Consider the following 14558-nt stretch of genomic DNA (forward strand, 5'->3'; position numbering starts at 1 on the left):
GAGAGGATGTTCCAAAAGCATCCTCTTTTTTGTTCCTTTATCAGCACTATAAACGAAAAAAGGCAGCCTCTACACTGTAAAGACTGCCTCTTATTTATTTGAGCGGAAGACCGGGCTCGAACCGGCCACCCCGACCTTGGCAAGGTCGTGCTCTACCAAATGAGCTACTTCCGCAGGGAATTAAGAACTTTTAAAAAATGAGCGGAAGACCGGGCTCGAACCGGCCACCCCGACCTTGGCAAGGTCGTGCTCTACCAAATGAGCTACTTCCGCAGGGAATTAAGAACTTTTAAAAAATGAGCGGAAGACCGGGCTCGAACCGGCCACCCCGACCTTGGCAAGGTCGTGCTCTACCAAATGAGCTACTTCCGCAGGGAATTAAGAACTTTTAAAAAATGAGCGGAAGACCGGGCTCGAACCGGCCACCCCGACCTTGGCAAGGTCGTGCTCTACCAAATGAGCTACTTCCGCAGGGAATTAAGAACTTTTAAAAATGAGCGGAAGACCGGGCTCGAACCGGCCACCCCAACCTTGGCAAGGTTGTGCTCTACCAAATGAGCTACTTCCGCTTATAATATTTTGATTTTAAGAACTTCCCAACTTATTGACAATCTTTCGATTGTGTTGCCTACAGGCGTTTTTGTTGGGATTGCAAAGATAGGGAACGGACTGAAAACACAAAATTCTTTTTAAAACTTTTCAAAAATATTTTTCAGTCAATCTACCAAAACACAGTACTATTAAGGATTTCAAAGATAGGACTTTGTAATAATTTCTATTTATAAGCTACGTTAACCTCCTGTTTTGCTGGCTTTTTTGCCTTTTTCTTCTTGTTCCACCAAACATAAAAACCTGTAATTGGCAGAGAGGTACAGATTAAACTAACAATAAAAGCAATAATTTTTCCCGGTAATCCACCAATTGCACCCACATGAATATCGTAATTCATGTCTATCAGTTTCTCACCTCTGTTTTTATGGCTATCATTTCTTCTACCTAATAAAGCACCGTTATACCGATCGAATTGTAATTCATCTGTTCCATAATAGACTTCCTTGCCGTAATATCCCGTAATCCTGTTCACCCCTGTTGGCGCAGTAGTAGGATAAACGGCTATTCGTTGTGCATCTACCAGAATAGTTTTAGATTTTGCGTATGCGACATCCAGTGGATTTGCCTCATTATCAGTACTTTCAATAGGTTTGGATTCAGTAACAGGCACTACCGGGGCCTGAGTTGTACCAGAAGCAGCAACATAAACGGTTGCCTGAAACCATTTAAATGCCCAAACCATACCTGTTAGGGCAATTACCAGGGCAATAAGTAAGCTATAAAAGCCCAATACGTTATGCAGATCGTAATTTACCCGTTTGAAACTGGCTTTCCATTTAATCTTAAAACTTTGCTCCCGGGTGGTTTTATTCCACTTTTTAGGCCACCACATTATGAGTCCGGTTATCAGCAAGATCACAAAGATGAAAGTACTCCAGCCTACAATAGGCTGACCATAAGCAGTATTCAATAACAGGCTCCAGTGAAGATATTTTACGATTGAGAAGAAGTTATGCTTATAATCGATATACCCTGTTACAGCTCCGGTATAAGGGTTAATTAATACAGATTCGTAGTGTTCAACAGTTCCAAAATAGGTAAGGGCAGTATCATTTCCCTTATAGCTCATAAACTCCCAGGCTTTATCAGGAGCGGGATACGTAGTAATATAAAAAACAGGTTTTTCTGGGCCTAAAGCAGCTTGAGCAGCTTGTTGCAACTTACTCAGTGGCAAAACAGCCTTACTTTCCGGGGTAACATACAGGCTCTTACGGTAGTAAACATCATTTATTTCCTTTTGGAATACGAATAAACAACCCGTAAGACTTATTATAATTACAATAAGTCCTGATGCTAATCCTAACCAGAGGTGGGTTTTATCCACAATTAGCCGGAAGAGCGATTTACCTTTCTTTTTCTGAACAAGATCCTTTTTATTATACATGGCCCGAGCACTAAATAGCCATCAAATTTCTTATATAACAACAAAAAGGGGGAATCGGATCAGGAAAATCATTTACGCGATAGGGAAATAAAAAACCTCCTGCCGGTAAACCGGAGGAGGCTGGATAATTATGTTGAGTAAAAACTTACTTGTATTTAGGATTATACAGTGTGCTTTCTGGTACTTTTACGTCAGGTTTGCCTTGATATCTGTGTTTGTAAAGATTATAGCAACCACCTAACATGAAAGTTACGATACAAAACAATTGCACATAAAACATCCAGCGAGAGCGGGAAACCTTATCTAAGGTGATATCTTTAGTATTTTCTACTGTATTCTGTTCCATAATCAGTTTATTTCCGGTGCAAACCTACACAATATTTTGAAATTTTAGAATTTTTCATGCCTTGATTTCAATTGTTTAAGGATGAAAAATATTTATGTCGAAGGAAATAATAGCGCCAGATCATAATTCCATGGAATACTCCGGTCATTTTCATCAATTTCACTTCCGGCAAATGATCATTTCGTACATAGGTTTTACGCCAGCGGTAATAGTCTTTATACGCCCTGTAAATAGCTGCTGTATCTTTAGGTTTCCCGGCCACCAGGCTTTTAACTCCGGCTAAAATATCGAGAAAGAAACGCTGTACCAATACAATCCACCGGTCTTCGCTATGCAGATTTTTCCAGAGCATCATCAGGTTATTCCTGAAATTCAGGTAAAGTTTGCGGGGATTTCCTTGCGGCAAACTCCCTCCTCCAACGTGGTATACTACAGAATCCGGGCAGTAACAGATACGGTATCCGGCTCTTTTAAGGCGCCAGCAGAGGTCAACTTCCTCCATATGAGCAAAGAAGTTGCTATCGAATCCGCCTACTTCATGGAAACCGGAAGATTTAATAAATAAGGCAGCACCGGTAGCCCAGAAGATATCCTGTACATCATCATATTGCCCATGATCTTTTTCAACAGTGTACAATATTCTTCCCCGGCAGAAGGTATATCCTAAAATATCCATCCAGCCGCCGGCAGCACCAGCATATTCAAATTCATCCCGTTGTTTGTAAGCCCTGAGTTTAGGTTGACAAGCCACAATCTTTGGGTCTTGCTGCATTAGGCTTATTACAGGTTCTATCCATCCGGGTTCTACTTCCACGTCCTGATTGAGCAGCACATAAGTATCTGCCTCCACGTGTTGAAGGGCATCGTTATACCCACCTGCAAAACCATCGTTGGTTGGATTTCTGACAATCCTGATCTGGGGGTAATGTTGTTCTACAAAAGCTACGCTGTCGTCTGTTGAGGCATTGTCTGCCAATACTATCTGCAAGTTGGGATAGGTAGATCCGCATACAGAAGGCAGAAACTTTTCCAGGAAGGATTTTCCATTCCAATTTAAGATAACAACTGCTACTGATGGCAATACGGGCAACTGAAATTACGTTTATGCGTGAACAATTCAATTAGAGATGCAAATATGCAACAAAGGATGTTAATATTATGCAACTATTACAGAATCAGAAAAGCATAATATCGCTTATATTACATGTATGTTTAAACAGTATATCGGATGGAGATTTGTATTGGCAACGATTGCCGTACTAATCATTGGCACAACTATATGGTTTGTCAGTAATCTATCCAGGAAGATTCAGGAGGAAGAGAGGAAGAAGGTGGCCACCTGGGTGGAGGCAAACCGGGAGCTGTTACAAACAGATTCAGATGTCAACCTAAATCTGGCGGTGGATATTGTTACCAACAATACAACCATTCCACTTATTCTGACAGATGAAGCAGGCAAAATACTTGATAGCAGAAATCTGGATAGTACCCGTATAGCACGGGAACCTCATTATCTGGAAGAGCAGCTTAAGACCTTCAAAAAGCAGCATCCCCCCTTTATAATGGAGGTAGATGCCCGGCAAAATCTCTACAACTATATTTATTATGGTGATTCACTGATCCTGCGTCAGATCAGGTATTATCCTTACATCCAGTTAATAGTGGTAGCCCTGTTTATTGGGTTGGTATTATTTGCCTTGTCGAGCACCAACAGGGCTACTCAAAACCAGGTATGGGTAGGCTTGGCAAAAGAAACGGCACACCAGCTGGGAACTCCTTTATCGTCAATGGAGGCCTGGTTGGAGATACTGAAAGACAATGAGTCTAATGCAACAATAGTAAGTGAACTTTCCAAGGATGTAGACCGACTAAAGCTGATTACAGAACGTTTTTCAAAAATTGGTAGTGTACCTCAACTGGAAGAAGTGGATATAGTGGCCCAGGTCAATAATATGGTGGCTTATATACGTAAAAGAGCCCCTCAAAAGGTTACTATAACCTCTACTTGCAAGGAAGAAGAGCTTACAGCAATGATATCCCCACCGTTGTTCGACTGGGTGGTTGAAAATCTTCTCAAGAATGCGCTGGATGCAATGGAAGGGAAGGGAAAAATAGAGGTAAGTATCGAGAATCACCCTACTTATGTGACAATAGATATAGCGGATACCGGGAAAGGAATTCCGAAAATGAACTTCGAAAAAGTATTTAAACCAGGGTTCAGTACGAAAAAAAGAGGATGGGGATTAGGATTATCCCTGGCCCGGCGAATTATCGAAGAATATCATCGCGGGCGCTTATATGTAAAGTCGTCTGAGCTTAATAAAGGCACTGTTTTTCGGATTTTGTTAAGAAAATAGATAAATAAATTTGCTTATTTTAAAAAAGCGCTTATTTTTGCACCCCATTCTACCAGATGCGAAGATGGCGAAATTGGTAGACGCGCTACTTTGAGGTGGTAGTGCCTGAAAGGGCTTGGGAGTTCGAATCTCCTTCTTCGCACAACAGAAAGACTTGCAATACTGCAAGTCTTTTTTGTTTATATACAGGATAATTTTTTTTAGATATTTAAAATTTGATTTAGTTAATACTTCTACCTCTTTATATTCCCCCTTGCTCACAATATGTTTAAAGGATAACCGAGCAATTAATTTTCAATTTCATTAATAATTTCTGATCAAACTCTCCTAAATAGGAATGTGTTTTAATATACAGATCCGAATCGTTCTGTAATAACTATACCGTCGACAAAAAATTTTCATCGAAAAGTTAAACGACGATATTATTAAAGTACTGGAAAGTTAGAAAGACCGGCAATACAGGCCTTTCTTACATTTAGGTAAATGTTTTACTCTATAATTCTTCCTTTCAATTAAAGAATAAAATCTTTATTTATTGTTCAAATAAAAGACCTGCAAGAATACAGGTCTTGTTTAAATTGATCCAAATGTTTAACTCAAAAATTCTTCCTTTCAATTAAGAAAGAAAATATTTATTCATTGTCCAAATAAAAGACCTGCAGGAATACAGGTCTTGTTTGCATTCATCCAAATGTTTAACTCGAAAATTCTTCTCTTCAATTAAATAAGAAAATCTTTATTCATTGTTCTAATAAAAGACCTGCAGGAATACAGGTCTTGTTTAAATTCATCCAAATGTTTAACTCGAAAACTCTTCACTTCAATTAAGAAAGAAAATCTTTATTCATTGTTCTAATAAAAGACCTGCAGGAATACAGGTCTTGTTTAAATTCATCCAAATGTTTAACTCGAAAACTCTTCACTTCAATTAAGAAAGAAAATCTTTATTCATTGTTCTAATAAAAGACCTGCAGGAATACAGGTCTTGTTTAAATTCATCCAAATGTTTAACTCGAAAACTCTTCACTTCAATTAAGAAAGAAAATCTTTATTCATTGTTCTAATAAAAGACCTGCAGGAATACAGGTCTTGTTTAAATTCATCCAAATGTTTAACTCGAAAATTCTTCTTTTCAATTAAGAAAGAAAATCTTTATTCATTGTTCTAATAAAAGACCTGCAGGAATACAGGTCTTGTTTACATTCATCCAAATGTTTAACTCGAAAACTCTTCTTTTCAATTAAATAAGAAAATCTTTATTCATTGTTCTAATAAAAGACCTGCAGGAATACAGGTCTTGTTTAAATTCATCCATTGGCTCTTCTTAGTAACTAAGAAGAAAATCTTTATTCAAAGGAAAGTTCCCACAGGAATACAACTCTTATTTATATCCACCTATTGGTTCTTCCTATTAACTAAGAAGAAAATCTTTATTCATTATTCAAAGGAAAGGCCGCACAGGAATACAACTCTTGTTTATATCCTTTAAATAAAAAAATGGGGAATACTAGTCCTTAATTTTTATCTCAATGATTAATCTTTATAATCTTCCTATTAACTAAGAAGTAAGCCTTCATTTATTTTTCAAATGAAAGTCCTGCAAGAATACAGGTCTTGTTTAAATTTGTCCATTGGTTCTTCTTCCTAACCTGAAGAAGAAAGCCATTTTTCTTAAACTAAAATAGAAGACTTGTAAGAATACAGGTCTTAATGCTTAACCCTAAATTTCACTATATGAACATTAGAAAAAAATTACTCATTGGTATCTGTACTTTGAGACCTGAAGTTTTTCAGGAGTACTGATTTATTGCCTGGCTGCCTCCATATCCTGCCTCTAATCCATCTGCTCACAATAGCATAATGTGGAGATATCGACATCAGAACAATTGATTCTGATTTTCTCAAATCTCTCTCCATATCGTTCTTTAAAAAAAGCAATAAGGGTATGGAGGTACTCTAATGCTTTCTTTAAGTGACTACTATGAATACAATATGCAATTGAAGAAGTACTATTTGCATTTCGTTCATTTACAAGATATCTGCTTCTACGAGATAAGCGTTGTAACTTTTTGTAAGCAAATAAAACGTGACCAGGAATAGATGCTTCAACTTCAGGCTGGTTCAGGATTGTCATCACATCATAATGCGTTCTAATTTGTAATTCATGTAATGACAGATGTGCGTTAACTAAGTGTACAGCGACATAATAACAGGTTGTTACTTCCCAATCATAATACTGATTTGTACGGTTGTTTACAAACTCTAAAAACTTCAGGTTCTTCCTTGACTGATGTATATGATCACTGTATTCTGGCATAAACATCAATTTTGAATATTTGAACCGAATATGATAAAATCCTTGGGAAATCTGATATTGTCCCTCTCTTCAAAATACATCGACGAAAAATGGCAATCCAAGCCATAATACTTTTTAGCGGCTTGAGTTTCCAATCTGATCAACTGATCAACAACTTCATCAGCATCATCAATGGTTATTATCCAAACCTCAACATCTACATGCCTGGTACAAAAACCTAACTCAATGTCGAGCTTTTCATCAACCAATAAACAAATAAAATCAAATATCATTTTTTGAACAAAGTACTTATGGCTGTTTAAACAATCCATAAACGCCCGCTCCTCCTCCAACGCCGATTCTATCCGCTCATAATGATAAATCCGATCTCTTATCTCTTCTAATTTAGACCTGGTTAAACTTCGGATAGTGTTACCAGTAATAAATTCTTCAAACCAAAAATCAAGCAACATTTTGTTATCATTCTCAATTATCATATTCACAATTTTTGTGGGTTAACTAACGATTACAAAAATAATTCAACCGCTCTTTACTTCCTCATTCATTTTTTTCTTGAGAATGAACGAATCATTTAACAATTATCTAATCTTCTCTTAATGCTGCTCTAACAATTTACCTGCACCTTAGTATTGTCGCAGAACCCCCAAATACTATTGTTTGTATCCACCTATGAAGAGGAAGCCTGGTGCTTCCTTTTTTATTACCTCATCCAAAACCTTATCTTTACACCACATTAATATACATTATGGGTACATCAATTACCTGTCCGGGTTGCAGACACCAGTTTGTCATGGAGGATGCATTTGCCGCCGATATTGAAAAAGACATGCGCTCCAAAATGGAGGGTGAATGGAAAAAGAGACTAAAAACCTTACAGGAAGAAAAAGACACCTTACTTTCTGAAAAGAATCGTATACAACAGGAACGCCTCCAGTTAGATGCCCAACGTCTGCATCAGGAGGAAGAAGTAACAAAGCGCCTTCAATCTGAAAAGAAACAAATGCGCGAAACAATGGAAGAAGAACTCCGGAAATCCATTGCTGCCGATCTAAATAGCCAGATCGCCATTCTCCAGGAAACAAACCTGGAACAAGCCAATAAACTCAAAGACGCCAGACAACAGGAATTAGAGTTCCTCAGAAAAGAACAGGCCCTGAAAGATAAAGAACAGGAACTTGAAATTTCCGTTCAAAAACAAGTGCTGCAAGCAAGAGAAGAATTAAGCGAGAAAATCAGGCTGGAAGAAGGAGAACGCAACCGGATTAAAGACACTGAACATCAGTTGCGCCTGCGTGAACTGGAAAAACAACTCGAAGATCAGCGCAAGTTAGCTGAAGAAATGAAACGCAAAGCCGAACAAGGCTCCATGCAACTGCAAGGCGAAGCCCAGGAATTAATCCTCGAGGAAATACTCCGCAGCCACTTTCCTTTCGATGAAGTAATCCCCGTTGGTAAAGGCATTAAAGGTGCCGACTGTGTTCAACATATCAGAAATCAGTATGGCCAGGATTGTGGGAAAATCATCTACGAAAGTAAACGCACCAAGGAATTTACCAAAGACTGGGTAGAAAAACTAAAAGCTGATATGCGTGCACAGGGCATCGATGTAGCTATCCTCGTTACCCAAACCATGCCGAGGGATATGGAAAGATTTGGTGAGAAAGAAGGCGTGTGGATCTGCACCTTTGCTGAAGTAAAATCCCTAGCTTATGTATTGCGCGATGGAATCATTAAAATTTCAACCAAGCTACGCAGCCAGGAAAACAAAGGAGATAAAATGCATATGCTCTATGAATACCTGACCAGCGGCGAGTTTGCAGAGCAATGGAAAGCCATCAGAGAAGGTTTTATGGCAATGAAATTATCTATTCAACGCGAACGCGATGCTATGGAAAAACTTTGGAAAGCCCGCGAAAAACAACTGGAAAAAGTATTGCTCAATACCGCTCACATCAAAGGCTCTATTGAAGGGATTGCCGGCAACGATTCGGTAGATCTGCAACTATTGGAAGATGCCGCAGACGAACTCTTAGACTAGACTCATGCGTAGCCGGATTAGTCTGGCTACGCATGCATATTATTAGTCCATTTATGACCCGATTAACGTATGTTTTATAAAATTTGTTTGTTAATAACTGTAACTCCGTACGCTATACTACTTTAAGATTTCATTAACACTACTATGGTAAACTTAATGTAACAATCACCTATCTAATACGTTAAAGAAGTAATAAAAATTCACCAAAACATTTGTAAGGAACCCAATCTTTTTTGAGTTCATGATCACCAACCTTTGAGGTCGTAACTATAATTTTTAATTAATACGATAGGATATGAAAAGAACATTGTTTTTACTCAGTGCCGTTGCCGTTGTGGTAACGATGGTTTCGTTTAGCAGTTGCCGTAAGGACCCATTAGATAATATGAGCAATGAAGAGTCCAGGATTTACATAACGAACCACGATAAGGCTGCCAATTTTTCCTCTTATTCCACCTTTAGCATTGTAGATTCGGTTGTAGTACTTTCCAATAGAAGCGACAGTGCTGTAAAGGCGCTTACAGATTACGACAAGAAGCTGATTGCTTCCGTATCTGCTGCCATGCAGGGAAGAGGTTATACATTGGTTAATAAATCTGCCAAACCCGATCTGGCGATAAACCTTACACGTATAGATAATTCCTATTCTTCCGTTTCCTGGAACCCAGGTTGGTGGGGTGGCTGGGGCTATTGGGATCCTGGATACTGGGGATTTCCTGGCGGCGGATGGTACTGGCCTCCATACTATACCGTATACCGCGTGAATGAACGTCAGGTAGCCATAGACTTATTTGATCTGAAAAATGCCACCAGTAACAAACAGCAAATCACAGCCATCTGGAATTCACTCTGGCGTGGTACAGGCGTGTGGAATATCGATAATATCGATAGCATGGTTCAGGCCTCATTTGATCAATCGCCTTACCTCAAGAAATAATTTTTGTTCGAACTTTTAAATGACAGGAAGATGAAAAAGATTAGAATCTGGATGTTAATATTCGCAGGTTGTTTTGCCACCAAGGCGGTATCTGCACAGTTTCGACCACCATTATCCGTGGATGCAAACTACTCAATTACACAACCGCTCGGCTCCTTAAAAGACTATACGAATAAAACCAGTTTCCGTGGTTGGGGAGCAGGTATTCAATATATGCTAAATGATCAATGGGCAGTAGGTGTACGTTCCGGATACCAGGATTTTTATGAACGCATTCCCAGGGCCGTTTATCATGATCCCCAACAGGGTGATATATCAGCTGTACAAACACGTACCCTGCAGGTAGTTCCAATTCAGGCCACTGTTAGCTATTCGTTTCTTAAACAAGACAAACCCGTTATTCCATATGCCATGGTAGGCATCGGTACAGCTCAGATGAAATATGAAAAATACTGGGGAGAATTTGTTGAAGAAGATAATAGCTGGCGCTTTTTATTGAGCCCTGAAGTTGGGATCAACGTACCTTTTGGGAAAGCCTCTCCATTAATGTTTAATGCAAATGTCAGATACAATTATGCACCATACAATGTGGGAGATATTACCAGCTTTAATACGATACAGGGAAACATAGGATTAAAGCTTCACCTTAATTAATTTCTCCGTATTCTATAAAAAACAAAGGTCGGCATCCGCTTAATCGGTGCCGGCCTTTCTTATTCTTCCATATATTGTTTAAAGTTATTGCTAAAAGCTTCTTTAATCAATCCATCTCCATCCTTATAAATATACATTGCTGCCAACCCATATTCAGGATGTTGTTCTACAAACTGAATTCCTTTCTTCACCCCCATCAGGATTAAGGGATTATCAAATGCATCGGCTGTAAAACAATCTGCAGCGATTACTGTAACGCTGATAATATTGTTATGTAATGCTATACCAGTCTGAGGATTGATGGTATGAGCGAATCTGGTTTTGCCCTGGTCGAAAAACCTGCGGTAATTTCCACTGGTAGCAATACCCTTGTCTGGCAGCCTTACTAAACCCTGTATCGGCTCGTAGGTAGTATCGCCAGGTGAGGGCCTTTCAATTCCTATACTCCAGGTTTTGTGCTGTACATTATAACCCTTAGCACATAATTCTCCCCCTACATCAACCAAATAATTTTCTATTCCCAGTTGGCCAAGATAACGACCTAATACATCAACAGTATACCCCTGCGCAATGCCATTACAATCGATCCTCACATTCTTCTTAGTTGTAACCAGTTTATTGCCCGTTATTTTAAGATAACGGGAACCTGTATGCGCCAAAGCATAATTGATACTATCTTTTGGTGGTATTCCCTTAAACGTTGGCTTATGAACACCAAATCCCCATAAATACACTAACGGTTCTACTGTAATATCAAACAACCCTTTCGTTGCTCTGTTGGCAAATAAGGCTTTTTCTACTACTATTTTCATATGCTCATCCATTTCTATTTCACCGCTATTATTGAAGCGGTTAATAGCAGAACCCGGAAGGTAGAGCGATAAAGATTCGTCTATTACATTGAAAATTGAATCAATGGAATGTTGAATATTTGTAGTATCGGCAGATAAATATTTGATAATATAATAAGTGCCTTGTGCTTTCCCTTCATAAGCCATCAACTTACTTTTAGGTTGCTGTGCATAAGTTGTCAGGCTCAATAATAGTAAGCCACTTAAGAGTATTTTTTTCATTCACTAACGTCGTTAAACCAATTTATTTAAATGCATCCAATCCGGTTACATCCATACCCGTTATTAACAGATGTATTTCATGTGTACCTTCATAGGTCATCACACTTTCCAGATTCATCATGTGGCGCATAACCGGAAATTCACCTGTGATTCCCATACCTCCTAATATTGTTCTGGCATTTCTTGCAATATTAGCTGCTATTTCACAGGAATTTCTTTTGGCCATAGATATTTGAGCAGGAGTCGCTTTTCCTTCATTTTTCAGCACTCCAAGGCGCCAATTTAATAATTGTGCCTTAGTTATTTCAGTAATCATTTCAGCTAATTTCTTCTGGGTAAGCTGAAAACCACCAATCGGACGATCGAATTGTATTCTTTCCTTGGAATACCGCAATGCTGTATCGTAACAATCCATTGCCGCTCCAATCACTCCCCAGGCTATGCCATAGCGGGCAGAAGACAGGCAGCTCAACGGCCCCTTCAATCCTTTCGCAAGTGGTAATATATTTTCTTTAGGCACCTTAACGTTATCAAATACTAATTCTCCGGTTGCACTGGCCCGAAGGCTCCATTTACCTTTAGTTTCCGGTGTAGTGAAACCTTCCATTCCTCTTTCTACAATCAATCCTCTTATTATTCCTTCCTCATCCTTTGCCCAAACAACGGCAATATCTGCAAAAGGGGCATTAGAGATCCACATCTTGGCCCCGTTGAGAATTACATGATCACCTGCATCTTTAAAATGGGTGATCATCCCAGCCGGATTAGAACCATGATCGGGCTCAGTAAGTCCAAAGCACCCCATCATTTCTCCTGTTGCCAGCTTAGGCAAATATTTTTTCTTCTGTGCTTCACTACCAAACGAATAAATTGGAAACATTACCAATGATCCCTGAACGGAAGCGGTTGAACGAATTCCACTATCTCCCCTTTCCAATTCCTGCATCATTAATCCATAAGCAATATGATCCATTCCTCCACCGCCATACTCAGCCGGAATAGTAGGACCAAAACATCCCAGTTCGCCCAGCCCTTTCAAAATATGTGACGGGAATGCAGCACGTTGACAATAATCTTCAATAATTGGGGAGATTTCTTTTTTAACCCATTGACGTACGGAATTGCGTACCATCAGGTGTTCTTCGTTTAATAAATCATCTACAGCGAAATAATCAGGTGATTGAAACAGATCTTGTTGCATGGAATTTCGGGTTTAGTACTCAATATAAGAAATTAGCGAATATGCACCATAATTAACGAGATGATCAATTTGGATGATTAAACTTTTACGTAACTTCCCCCTACCAAAATTCGAGAGCAATGGCAAGTAAAATAATTCCTGCCTTGATGCTATTGGGATTTGTAATAATTGTTATGTTTACTTTTCACACTACCCCAATCAAATCAATAGCTTCAAGCATAGGCTCCGGCACTTTCAGTTCTATTTCTCCTACCCTCAGATTAAAACAATACTGGATGGTATTTTTCAAAAAAGGACCTGCATACCAAAACGGACGATCGGATAGTTTACAACAGGCGCATATCAGAAACATTGAACAACTGGTGAAAGTTGGCAAATTAGTAGTTGCCGGACCTTTCACGGATGATGGAGAATTAAGAGGGATTTTTATTATGGACTGTAAGGATAGTACAGAAGTTATTTCACTTGTAAGTAAGGATCCTGCTGTTATTATGGGTAAATTAACTTTTGAAATCAAACCCTGGTTAACCAATGGTATAGGGCAGTAGCTCGCGTTGCTCGCTTGTTTCTCGCAGAGAGGCATAAGAAGCAAAGAGGCATAAGGATTGAAGCGAATATTTTTAAGAATTGCTGATAAGTTCCAATCATTAACAGGAATTTATCAGTAGTCCTTAAAAATATTCGCTTCAATCCTTATGCCTCTTTGCTTCTTATGCCTCTCTGCGAGAAACAAGCGAGCTACGCGAGCTATACTACAGCCGTAGCCATCTTACGCAAATAGATAGCCATTTCCTGTTGATATGTTAATGCTACATTTCGTGCATCAATAGCAAAATCTTCTCCGTTGCCGGCATAGATTATAGCTCTGCTGGCATTCACCAGTAAGCCACAATCCTTATTCATAGCCTGTGTTGAAATATCTTCAAGGCTGCCACCCTGAGCACCTACTCCTGGAACCAGGAAGAAATGATCAGGTACAAGTTTACGTATATGCCCTAACTGTGAAGATTGTGTTGCACCAACAACAAACATCATATTTTCAGGAGTACCCCATTGTACACCGGCTTTCAATACCTTTTCGAAAAGAAATTCATTTCCGGTTTCAAGCAGTTGAAAGTCCTTACTTCCTTCGTTTGATGTCAGCCCTAACATAATTGCCCATTTTTCCGGGAATTGCAGAAAAGGCTCAACACTGTCTTTACCCATATAAGGTGCAACAGTTACAGAGTCGAATTTATACGTTTCAAAAAACGTTTTGGCATACTGTGTAGAAGTATTGCCAATATCTCCTCTCTTTGCGTCCGCAATTGTGAAAATACCGGAAGGGATATATTCAACTGTTCGTTGTAAACTTTCCCAGCCTCTTATTCCCATGCATTCATAAAATGCAGTATTGATCTTATATGCAACACAAAGATCTTTTGTGGCATCAATGATTGCTTTGTTAAAAGCAAATACCGGGTCGGCGTGTGAAAGCAGGTGCTTTGGAATCTTCTGTATATCTGTATCTAAACCTACACACAGATATGACTGTTTTTCCTTAATAAGATTCACCAGTTCCTGTCGATTCATAGTCGGTTAATTTGGGGCGCAAAGTTAAGCAAAACTTAAGCATTGACGCTACTTTAAACATATTATG

The 14558-nt window shown here is 39.0% G+C and carries 13 protein-coding genes and 6 tRNA genes; 6 read left to right on the forward strand and 13 right to left on the reverse strand.

The genetic code is table 11. The features are described from left to right. Window positions 1-101 precede the first annotated feature (101 nt). The 8 genes from DVR12_RS21640 to DVR12_RS21675 form a co-directional block, all read right to left on the reverse strand. A tRNA-Gly gene (locus DVR12_RS21640) sits at window positions 102-174 on the reverse strand. Window positions 175-200: 26 nt separating this feature from the next. Further along, a tRNA-Gly gene (locus DVR12_RS21645) sits at window positions 201-273 on the reverse strand. 26 nt (window positions 274-299) lie between these two features. Then, window positions 300-372, reverse strand: a tRNA-Gly gene (locus DVR12_RS21650). A gap of 26 nt (window positions 373-398) precedes the next feature. Continuing rightward, window positions 399-471: transfer RNA gene (locus DVR12_RS21655), tRNA-Gly, on the reverse strand. A 25-nt stretch (window positions 472-496) separates the two neighbouring features. Continuing rightward, window positions 497-569, reverse strand: a tRNA-Gly gene (locus tag DVR12_RS21660). Window positions 570-775: 206 nt separating this feature from the next. Beyond that, the gene (locus tag DVR12_RS21665) at window positions 776-1996 is read right to left on the reverse strand and encodes a PepSY-associated TM helix domain-containing protein (RefSeq protein WP_116977897.1); all 1221 of its coding nucleotides are present in this window, start codon (window positions 1994-1996) and stop codon (window positions 776-778) included. A 145-nt stretch (window positions 1997-2141) separates the two neighbouring features. After that, window positions 2142-2342, reverse strand: coding sequence for a hypothetical protein (locus DVR12_RS21670; protein ID WP_116977898.1), 201 nt, complete (start codon window positions 2340-2342; stop codon window positions 2142-2144). 67 nt (window positions 2343-2409) lie between these two features. Next, window positions 2410-3432, reverse strand: coding sequence for a glycosyltransferase family 2 protein (locus DVR12_RS21675; protein WP_116977899.1), 1023 nt, complete (start codon window positions 3430-3432; stop codon window positions 2410-2412). A gap of 118 nt (window positions 3433-3550) precedes the next feature. Between DVR12_RS21675 and DVR12_RS21680 the strand changes: the two genes are divergently transcribed. After that, window positions 3551-4699 (forward strand): sensor histidine kinase, encoded by a 1149-nt coding sequence (locus DVR12_RS21680; RefSeq protein WP_116977900.1) that lies wholly within the window; start codon window positions 3551-3553, stop codon window positions 4697-4699. Between the two features lie 58 nt (window positions 4700-4757). Next, a tRNA-Leu gene (locus DVR12_RS21685) sits at window positions 4758-4841 on the forward strand. 1692 nt (window positions 4842-6533) lie between these two features. Here DVR12_RS21685 and DVR12_RS21690 read toward each other — a convergent pair. Together DVR12_RS21690 and DVR12_RS21695 are read right to left on the reverse strand one after the other, a co-directional pair. Then, complete coding sequence (locus DVR12_RS21690; protein ID WP_147323511.1) at window positions 6534-7016, reverse strand: hypothetical protein; 483 nt, start codon at window positions 7014-7016, stop codon at window positions 6534-6536. 5 nt (window positions 7017-7021) lie between these two features. Then, the gene (locus tag DVR12_RS21695; protein WP_116977902.1) at window positions 7022-7492 is read right to left on the reverse strand and encodes a hypothetical protein; all 471 of its coding nucleotides are present in this window, start codon (window positions 7490-7492) and stop codon (window positions 7022-7024) included. 269 nt (window positions 7493-7761) lie between these two features. On the opposite strand from DVR12_RS21695, the gene DVR12_RS21700 reads away from it, so the two are divergent. From DVR12_RS21700 to DVR12_RS21710, 3 genes are all read left to right on the forward strand, one after another. Then, window positions 7762-9054, forward strand: a complete 1293-nt coding sequence (locus DVR12_RS21700; protein ID WP_116977903.1) for a DUF2130 domain-containing protein — start codon at window positions 7762-7764, stop codon at window positions 9052-9054. A gap of 295 nt (window positions 9055-9349) precedes the next feature. Further along, window positions 9350-9991 carry a DUF4136 domain-containing protein gene (locus DVR12_RS21705; protein ID WP_116977904.1) on the forward strand — a complete coding sequence of 214 codons (642 nt, stop codon included), beginning with the start codon at window positions 9350-9352 and terminating at the stop codon, window positions 9989-9991. Between the two features lie 30 nt (window positions 9992-10021). Continuing rightward, a complete protein-coding gene (locus DVR12_RS21710; protein ID WP_116977905.1) occupies window positions 10022-10645 on the forward strand; it encodes an outer membrane beta-barrel protein in 624 nt (207 codons plus the stop codon). 59 nt (window positions 10646-10704) lie between these two features. Here the strand turns inward: DVR12_RS21710 and DVR12_RS21715 are convergent, their stop codons facing one another. Together DVR12_RS21715 and DVR12_RS21720 are read right to left on the reverse strand one after the other, a co-directional pair. Continuing rightward, window positions 10705-11718: an FAD:protein FMN transferase gene (locus DVR12_RS21715; RefSeq protein WP_116977906.1), complete on the reverse strand. Its 1014-nt coding sequence runs from the start codon at window positions 11716-11718 to the stop codon at window positions 10705-10707. A 22-nt stretch (window positions 11719-11740) separates the two neighbouring features. Continuing rightward, on the reverse strand, window positions 11741-12919 hold the full coding sequence (locus DVR12_RS21720; RefSeq protein ID WP_116977907.1) for an acyl-CoA dehydrogenase family protein: 1179 nt from the start codon (window positions 12917-12919) through the stop codon (window positions 11741-11743). 119 nt (window positions 12920-13038) lie between these two features. Between DVR12_RS21720 and DVR12_RS21725 the strand changes: the two genes are divergently transcribed. Next, window positions 13039-13467 (forward strand): YciI family protein, encoded by a 429-nt coding sequence (locus DVR12_RS21725; RefSeq protein ID WP_116977908.1) that lies wholly within the window; start codon window positions 13039-13041, stop codon window positions 13465-13467. Window positions 13468-13666: 199 nt separating this feature from the next. Here DVR12_RS21725 and pyrF read toward each other — a convergent pair whose 3' ends face one another. Further along, window positions 13667-14491 (reverse strand): orotidine-5'-phosphate decarboxylase, encoded by an 825-nt coding sequence (gene pyrF, locus DVR12_RS21730; RefSeq protein WP_116977909.1) that lies wholly within the window; start codon window positions 14489-14491, stop codon window positions 13667-13669. Window positions 14492-14558: the final 67 nt, after the last annotated feature.

The sequence above is a fragment of the Chitinophaga silvatica genome, assembly GCF_003419895.1.
Lineage (GTDB): Bacteria > Bacteroidota > Bacteroidia > Chitinophagales > Chitinophagaceae > Chitinophaga > Chitinophaga silvatica.